The following is an 8,408-nucleotide window of genomic DNA, read 5'->3' on the forward strand; positions in this document are numbered from 1 at the left end:
TTGGAATAAGAGAATGGGAGTGCATGAGCTGTGGTACAGCTCATGATCGAGATATAAACTCAGCTCTAAACATTCTTGCGCTTGGGCATAAGCGTCTAGCTGTAGGAATCACCCTCTTTTAAGGGGGGGAGGATGTCAATGAGATGAATTTTCAGTCTATAATACGGGGCTCTTATTAAAGCTTGGCTCTAGTCGAGATTTACTCTCTCTTACTTTAATCTCTGGAAACATTGCAATGAATGCGGCCGCTTCACAAGACACTCCTCTCGTTGGAATTATCATGGGTTCTCAATCGGATTGGGCAACGCTAGAAAACACTGCCAATATGCTCAAACAGCTTGGCGTCCCATTTGAAGCGGAAGTAGTATCTGCACACCGAACTCCAGATCGATTATTCGAATATGCCGAAACCGCACGTGATCGTGGTATTCAAGTAATTATTGCCGGTGCTGGCGGCGCAGCACATTTACCAGGCATGTGTGCAGCCAAGACTGATTTGCCTGTACTCGGCGTACCGGTAAAATCATCGATTCTAAATGGTGTTGATTCACTGCTTTCAATTGTACAAATGCCTGCAGGGATTGCTGTCGGTACTTTGGCCATTGGCCCAGCGGGTGCAACCAATGCGGCGATCATGGCTGCACAAATTTTAGGTTTAACACGGCCTGAAATCGCAAAAAATGTTGCAGATTTCCGTGCTGCGCAAACCGATAAAGTGGCGAGTAAAAATATTCCGGGTCAAGCTTAATTAAGGGGCATTTCTCATGGATAAAACCATTGGTATTTTTGGTGGTGGCCAGTTGGGTCGTATGATGGCGCAAGCGGCATTACCTTTAAACATTCAATGCACCTTCTTTGAAGCGAGTACCGACTGCCCTTCTGCAGCCCTAGGTCCAGTGATTTCGACCCAAGCTGAAAATGGCTTGCAAGATTTCATTCAGAGCGCAGATGTTTTCAGCTTAGAGTTTGAAAATACCCCGCTGGCAGATGTTGATGTATTGACCAAAAACAAAGCATTGCACCCACCGCGCCAAGCTTTAGCGATTGCACAGCATCGTTTGTCTGAAAAAGCCTTGTTTGATGAGTTGGCTATTCCAGTTGCACCCTATAAGGCCGTGACGTCTTTAGAGAGTTTAGAAGCCGCTGTTGCTGAACTGGGTTTACCCATCGTACTGAAAACATCGCGTGGCGGTTATGACGGTAAAGGTCAATTTGTGCTACGTAGCGCTGAGCAAATGGATCAAGCATGGGCTGAACTGGGCCCTGCTGGTGAATTGATTGCGGAAAGCTTTGTAACCTTCTCACGTGAAGTCTCAATCATTGCGGTGCGTGGTCAAGACGGTGATGTGAAAACATGGCCATTGGCGGAAAACCACCACCACAACGGCATTTTGTCGCATTCGATTGTGCCTGCGCCAAACAGCGCAGACTTACAACCAGTTGCGCAAGACTACATTACTCGCCTGCTCAATCATTTGAATTATGTCGGTGTTTTGACGCTAGAACTGTTTGTGACCGATAAAGGCTTATATGCCAATGAGATGGCGCCACGTGTGCATAACTCGGGGCATTGGTCGATTGAAGGCGCAGTGTGTTCACAATTTGAAAACCACATTCGTGCTGTAGCAGGTCTACCTTTGGGTTCAACTGAAGTTGTTCGTCCAACGGTCATGGTAAACATCATTGGCCAACATCCGAAGTCTGAAGATGTATTGGCACTGAATGGCGCACATTTGCATCTGTATAACAAAACAGAGCGTGAAGGTCGCAAAATCGGTCACATCACATTAATGCCGAACGATACTGCAGAATTAACAGCTTTATGTCGTGCTTTGGCGAAAATTTTGCCGAATCCACTGGCACTTAGCGAAGATATGACCATTTAAACCTGTGTTTGAATGATAAAAAAGCGGTCATGCACATGGCCGCTTTTTTTATTGCTGTAGTTCGGGCATCATTGCGCCTCTTTGCAAAATCACACCGTTTATCGCTGAAACGATAAGAAACTATGGATCATAAAGTGTTCGTTCGTTTATAAATATTCTGCGCTAATCTTCGTATGGTTTTTTGTGTATCAATAGTCTGCGATGTATGTGAATCAAAATCAAAAATAACTAATGCGTTTTGAATTCAAACTGTGTTTTTAAATTTAAACTATGAATTTGAATTCAAAAAATCCTATACCAAAAGCAATGAATTCAAAGTTTATGAATTCAAATTTGAAAAAATGAATTCATTTCGCTGTGTTTAAATTTAAAATTTGAATTTAAAAGTTGCTCAGACTTATTGGATCTATAGGGAGTGTATTTTAAAACCTATAATATTTTGATTATTAATAATAAAAATAAATTTTTACCCCATTTTGCATTTGTGGGTAATTTTTTATGCGCCTAATTTATTTTAAATTTAAAAGTTTTGAATTTAAATTTAAACCGGTGTTTGGTTTCTAATGAATTTAAAGTTGGGTTGTGGATAACTGCTTTTGAATTCAAATTTTAAAAATGAATTTAAATAAGTATAAAATATGAATTTAAATTTACGTTTTGAACCTTTAACTTTTGCTTTGAGCTGCTATTGTTAAAGCAACAATTTAAATTCAAAAAAGATCTAGGGTATGAAGCATCACTTAGGATTTGTTTTCGGGACTGCTTTATTGGCAATAACTCAGGCAAATGCCGAGTTGATTATTAATGGTCAGTCTGTCAATGCGTCGAGCATGCCTACAACAAGCAGCATTTCACCACAAAATAACTTTCAAGGTTGTTTAGCCAATTTGCGCTCGCAAGCAATGAATGCTGGTGTGAGTGCATCCACTTATGATCGCTATACACAAAATTTAACACCTGATTATTCTGTGATTGAAAAGCTCAACTATCAGCCTGAGTTTTCAACTCCGATTTGGGACTATCTGTCCGGTCTGGTAGATGAAGAGCGTGTACAACTGGGTCAGCAGAAATTGGCGCAGCATCGTGATGTATTAAACCGTGTCGCAGCGGCTTATGGTGTGCCTGCTGAAACCGTGGTCGCGGTTTGGGGTGTGGAGAGTAATTTTGGTGATATTGCGGGTAGCTATCCTTTATTACAGTCATTGGGCACTTTAAGTTGTGAAGGACGCCGTCAAAGCTATTTCCGTGGCGAGTTTTTTGCAGCCATGCGGATTTTGCAGCGTGGTGATTTAAATGAATCACAATTGAAAGGTTCGTGGGCAGGTGCATTTGGTCATACCCAATTTATGCCGAGTACTTATGAAGAACTGGCCGTGGATTTTGATGGTGATGGCCGCCGTGATTTGGTATCGAGCACCACGGATGCGTTGGCATCTACAGCCAACTTCCTGAAAAAGCGTGGTTGGCAAACTGGTCAGCCGTGGGGCTTTGAAGTCAAAATTCCGGATGGCATGTCGATCAGTGGAGAAAGTCGCCGTAATAAAAAGTCATTAGACAGCTGGATGAATCGTGGTTTGCAGCGTGCCGATGGTACGCCGTTAATTCAAGGTAACCTTTCTGGATCAAGCCAAGCAGGTTTAATGGCACCGGCTGGGGCAAGTGGGCCTGTGTTCTTAGTGTTTAAAAATTTCGATGCAATCTACAGCTATAATGCGGCAGAGAGTTATGCATTAGCGATTGCGCATTTATCCGATCGCTTGCAAGGCAAGGGTGGCTTTAGTACGACATGGCCAACCGATGATCCTGGGACTTCACGTGCGGAACGACGTGAGATTCAACAATTTTTACTTAACCGCGGCTATGACATCGGTAAAGTTGATGGATTAATTGGAGATAAAACCCGTCAAGCAATTCGACAAGAGCAAAATCGACTGGGTTTAAGTCCAACAGGTCGGGCGGGACAGCAGATTTTACGGGCATTTCGTAATGAGCATGCCAAGGCAATGATGAATTAAGTTTGAGCTATGCTTTTTATATAGTAGTCAATATATATAAAAGCTTGTCTATATAAAAAAGGTCTGCAATTGCAGACCTTTTTTATATGTTTTTGACTCTTAAACCGCAGTGATTGTACCTAAGATACGATAGCCAGCAGCACCAGTCACACTTGGTAAATTTGCACTAAGCTGATTGACAAAGCGCATCGCCAACCAAGCAAAGGCTGTGGCTTCCACCCATGTTGGGCTTAAGCCTAAATCGGCGGTACTTTGTACCGTCCATTCATGTTTACGTAAACGCCAGCGCAGTTGCTCTAATAGGTGCGAATTGTATGCACCACCACCGCATACATAGACTTCACCAGTATCCATATCAGAACGGTAAATGGCTTTTTTAATGGCACGTGTGGTGAGTTTCATTAAGGTTGCTTGAATGTTTTCTGGTGTATCTTCGAGTTCGTCATATTCGAGATCTCCACGCCAATCGAGAATCTGTTCATCTAACCATTCTAGATTGAAGTCTTCACGACCTGTGCTTTTTGGCGGTTCTTTAGAGAAAAACTCATGTGCTTGTAAGCGGTCGAGCAGACTGCGAATAGGTTGACCATAAGCTGCCCAGTTCCCATTTTCATCATAGGGCTGACCAGTATAACGTTCGCACCAAGCATCCATTAAAATGTTAGCTGGACCTGTATCAAAGCCATAGACATCTTCAGGTTTACCCGCAGGTAACATGCTGACATTGGCAATGCCACCCAAGTTTAAAATCACACGGTGAATAGTGTCATGTTGGAAAAGCGCTTGATGAAACGCAGGAACTAAAGGTGCGCCTTGACCGCCTGCAGCCATATCACGGCGGCGGAAGTCTGAAATCACCGGGATTTTAGTGAGTTCGGTAATAATATTGGGGTCGCCAATTTGTAGGGTAAAACCATGTTCTGGGCGATGACGGATGGTTTGTCCATGTGAGCCAATCGCCTTGATTTGACTGCGATCTAGCTGATTCTTCTCGATCAATTCATTGATGCCATGACCGATCATTTGAGCTAAAGCAACGTCTGCCTTACCCATGCGATCAATTTCGTTATCATCAGGCAAAGTAAGTGCCATCAGTTCATCACGAAGGTCTGGGTCAAAGGGAAGTGTGAGCGTTGCATGAATCTCTAAAGGATCAAAAGAAGCAGCAACAATATCGACACCATCCATGCTTGTGCCGGTCATTACCCCAATGTAGATCGCTGTCATGATGATTCTTAAGCCTGCAATGTGCTGAAAAAGTGTTAGTATATCGCACAAATTGTATAACTGATCTATTTGGATTTTGTGATGTCAAATTTCCTGCCGGCTGAAGAACAACTTGCCCTCATCCAACGAGGCACACATGAGATTATTTCTGAAGAAGATCTTCTTAAGAAATTAAAGCAGAATCGCCCATTAAAAATTAAAGCGGGTTTTGACCCGACTGCACCTGATTTACATTTAGGTCATACGGTTCTGATTAATAAATTAAAAGTTTTCCAAGATTTAGGTCATGAAGTTTACTTCCTGATTGGTGACTATACAGCCATGATCGGTGACCCAACGGGTAAGAGCGCTACGCGTCCGCCGTTGTCTCGTGAAAAAGTTTTAGAAAATGCTAAAACTTATCAAGAACAAGTATTTAAGATTCTTGATCCAGCGAAAACTAAAGTTGTGTTTAACTCAGAGTGGTTTGGTCAAAAAACTGCTGCTGACTTGATTCAGTTAGCTTCACAGCAAACTGTGGCACGTATGTTGGAACGTGATGACTTCACTAAACGTTATAACAGCCATCAACCGATTGCGATTCACGAATTTTTATATCCATTGGTACAAGGTTATGACTCAGTTGCACTAGAAGCGGATGTAGAGTTAGGTGGTACAGACCAAACCTTTAACTTGCTGATGGGTCGTACATTACAAAGCCGTTATGACCAAGAATCTCAAGTGTGCATTACTGTGCCAATTCTTGAAGGTTTAGACGGCGTAAATAAAATGTCTAAATCTTTGGGTAACTATATTGCTGTATTTGATGCACCGGGTGCGATGTACCAAAAAGTGCTTTCAATGCCAGATGATTTGATCGAACGTTACTTTGACTTGTTGAGCTTTAAATCGATTGAAGAAATTCAACAGTTACTTAAAGAAGTGGCTGAAGGTCGTAATCCACAAGAAGTGAAGAAAATTCTTGCACTTGAATTGGTTGAGCGTTTCCATGGCGCAGAAGCTGCGGCAAATGCGCACAAAGGTGCAGGCAACTTGATTACTGAAGGTGAACTTCCAGAAGGTACACCAGAAGTGACTATTTCTCGTGGCGCATTTGGTGGTGAGATTTTCATTACTTCTATTTTGCGTGAAGCGGGTTTGACTAAAAATGCAGCTCAAGCAAAAGATGCAATTGGTCGTGGTGCAGTGAAAGTGGATTGGGAAGTGGTTGATGCAGGTTATGCTGTGTCAGAAAACAAAACTTTGATTATCCAAGCGAGCAAAAAAGCGATCGCAAAAGTAACTTTTACCGACTAATAAATTCTTGAATTTTTAGTTAAGTTATTGAATTAAAAGCAGGCTTCGGCCTGCTTTTTTTTACCAATTAATATATTAATAATATAAATAAGCAAATTCAAAAAAAACCTTATAAAAACAACACTTAAATTTTGCCAAATGTGTTGCATTTCTTGAATTTTATGTATAAGATTTATTCATCTAGAGAGATATATACCATCTAGAGGGTACATAACGATAGCTCCACTTTTTATAAGTCTCTTCCCCAAGGGACTCTTTTTTTAGTGAGTTAACAAATAACTATAATAACTACACGATGGATCGACTAAAGATTCAATTCTAAGGGAAAGATTTTGGGAGAGATCTTTCCCTTTTTTATTTGTAAAATTGAGCTATTCCTTTCAAAAATCACATTCATTTCTGTATTAAAGACTTTAATCGCTCCAGAAAAAAGCCCGATTCAATCGAGCTTTAAAATGTCTTTACTCAGATAGATGTTCATTGAGTTTTATTTTAGGGCTTAGGGCCAAATTGAATGAAGCTTAATTTAGGTAAGATCAGCTTAACTAATGTTCCCACTAAAAGTGCGGTAATAATGGTGCCTTCACGGACTCCGATGACTTGATGTAAGACCAGCCAACTGCTGATAACCGCAATACTGACCAAGAGGATGTCGCCATAGGTTTTACAGTTGCCAAAATCAAGGCGATAACGAACAGCAATGGCTTGATAGAGACCTTCTGCGGCCAAGAGGACTAGACTGGCTTTGACCACTAAGCTCACACCTAAAGCAGTAATCAGGCAACTTGCCAAGCAAGCTAGGAGTTGAAGTGGGTAACTTTCTATGCTCCAGCCTTGGGTCAGCCACATTAAACCGTCAATAAATGCACCAAACAAAATTCCCACGGGTAATTGCAGCCACTGTATCCATTGAAAGCGTGATTTTAAGATCAGCATTTGCAGCAGGATCATGACGATATGCATTAATACTGTTAATGTGCCGACGGTGAGAGGAAAGATATAGCTAAAGCTATAGGGCACCGAGGAAATAGGGGATGTCCCTAAATTTGAATGTATAGAGAGTACGACACCAAAAGCCAAAAATCCTAATCCGCCTAATAGTAAGAATAAGCGTGGAAAAAACTGTGTTGGCATCCTGCACCTAAAAAATAAAAAGAGTGTACGTAAAACGCAGCCTGCGCTCTATGCGTCTAAAGCCCAAAAATAGTGGCTTTTTATGACTGTGATCGTTAATAGTGATTATTCAAATAAAATAGGCTGTATTTTTATCAGCAAAAATGACTAAGCATGTAATTAAAATGATTTTTGCAAAAACAGGCCTTATGGAACAATGGTCAAAAATCAAAAAAGAGCAACAACATGGCGTATTACAATACCGATAATCATGATGAACAGATTGATCGAATCTTGAGATATTTATTTGACTACCAAACTACACAGCATAAAAGAGCATTATTTTGTGAGGCGCAGCAACAATTACATGATTTGGATATCGCAGCACAGTACCAACTATTTGCATTGGTACGAGAACAACTCCCTCGGCGTGCCAAGCTGCTATTTTCTGCCGAGGATTTCAGTGGAAAGCAACAAGTCATCTTGGAAGTCATGCAACATTTAGCATATGAACGTTAAAAGAATGTTGGTAAATATAAAAATGCAAGCTAAAAAATGTCTATGAAGCTTGAATCGGTGTGATGACAGAAAAAAATGATGTGCTTTGAGGAAGAAAAGTAGACTAATGATCAATAAATAATCAAAGCTACTTTTATTAGATTTAAAAGCGCTGAAAAAGATTTGCTAGATATAAGAAATTTACTTAATTAAATATCGACTATTTGCTAAAAATTTATAAAAAATGCCTCTGTACACGACAAATTTCATAGGATCCTTGTCCTATCAGGCTTTTTCTTTCTTAAAATTGCTAGCACTTTCTTAAATTCTTCTTTTTTTCCAAAACCAATCAAACGTAGAATAGCCATTTGAA

8 protein-coding genes are annotated in these 8,408 nt (G+C 40.8%); 6 read left to right on the forward strand and 2 right to left on the reverse strand.

Annotated features, from left to right (window positions below):
* The 4 genes from FTT98_RS16545 to FTT98_RS16560 all read left to right on the forward strand — a co-directional run.
* A partial coding sequence (locus tag FTT98_RS16545; RefSeq protein ID WP_180005585.1) for a zinc ribbon domain-containing protein occupies nucleotides 1–122 on the forward strand: 122 nt, incomplete at its 5' end.
* 113 nt (nucleotides 123–235) lie between these two features.
* On the forward strand, nucleotides 236–748 hold the full coding sequence (gene purE, locus FTT98_RS16550) for a 5-(carboxyamino)imidazole ribonucleotide mutase (protein WP_078189531.1): 513 nt from the start codon (nucleotides 236–238) through the stop codon (nucleotides 746–748).
* A 16-nt stretch (nucleotides 749–764) separates the two neighbouring features.
* On the forward strand, nucleotides 765–1,886 hold the full coding sequence (locus FTT98_RS16555; RefSeq protein ID WP_168379845.1) for a 5-(carboxyamino)imidazole ribonucleotide synthase: 1,122 nt from the start codon (nucleotides 765–767) through the stop codon (nucleotides 1,884–1,886).
* A gap of 728 nt (nucleotides 1,887–2,614) precedes the next feature.
* Nucleotides 2,615–3,901 (forward strand): lytic murein transglycosylase, encoded by a 1,287-nt coding sequence (locus FTT98_RS16560; RefSeq protein WP_180177582.1) that lies wholly within the window; start codon nucleotides 2,615–2,617, stop codon nucleotides 3,899–3,901.
* Nucleotides 3,902–4,000: 99 nt separating this feature from the next.
* Here FTT98_RS16560 and FTT98_RS16565 read toward each other — a convergent pair whose 3' ends face one another.
* Nucleotides 4,001–5,128, reverse strand: a complete 1,128-nt coding sequence (locus FTT98_RS16565) for an anhydro-N-acetylmuramic acid kinase (protein ID WP_078189534.1) — start codon at nucleotides 5,126–5,128, stop codon at nucleotides 4,001–4,003.
* A gap of 63 nt (nucleotides 5,129–5,191) precedes the next feature.
* On the opposite strand from FTT98_RS16565, the gene tyrS reads away from it, so the two are divergent.
* The gene (gene tyrS / locus FTT98_RS16570) at nucleotides 5,192–6,424 is read left to right on the forward strand and encodes a tyrosine--tRNA ligase (RefSeq protein WP_171262600.1); all 1,233 of its coding nucleotides are present in this window, start codon (nucleotides 5,192–5,194) and stop codon (nucleotides 6,422–6,424) included.
* Between the two features lie 492 nt (nucleotides 6,425–6,916).
* On the opposite strand, the gene FTT98_RS16575 is transcribed toward tyrS, so the two are convergent.
* Nucleotides 6,917–7,558 (reverse strand): YitT family protein, encoded by a 642-nt coding sequence (locus tag FTT98_RS16575; protein WP_180177583.1) that lies wholly within the window; start codon nucleotides 7,556–7,558, stop codon nucleotides 6,917–6,919.
* Between the two features lie 225 nt (nucleotides 7,559–7,783).
* Between FTT98_RS16575 and FTT98_RS16580 the strand changes: the two genes are divergently transcribed.
* Nucleotides 7,784–8,056 carry a hypothetical protein gene (locus FTT98_RS16580; RefSeq protein WP_180042222.1) on the forward strand — a complete coding sequence of 91 codons (273 nt, stop codon included), beginning with the start codon at nucleotides 7,784–7,786 and terminating at the stop codon, nucleotides 8,054–8,056.
* The last annotated feature ends 352 nt before the right edge of the window (nucleotides 8,057–8,408 follow it).

The sequence above is a fragment of the Acinetobacter sp. YH12039 genome, from assembly GCF_013420015.1.
GTDB lineage: Bacteria > Pseudomonadota > Gammaproteobacteria > Pseudomonadales > Moraxellaceae > Acinetobacter > Acinetobacter amyesii.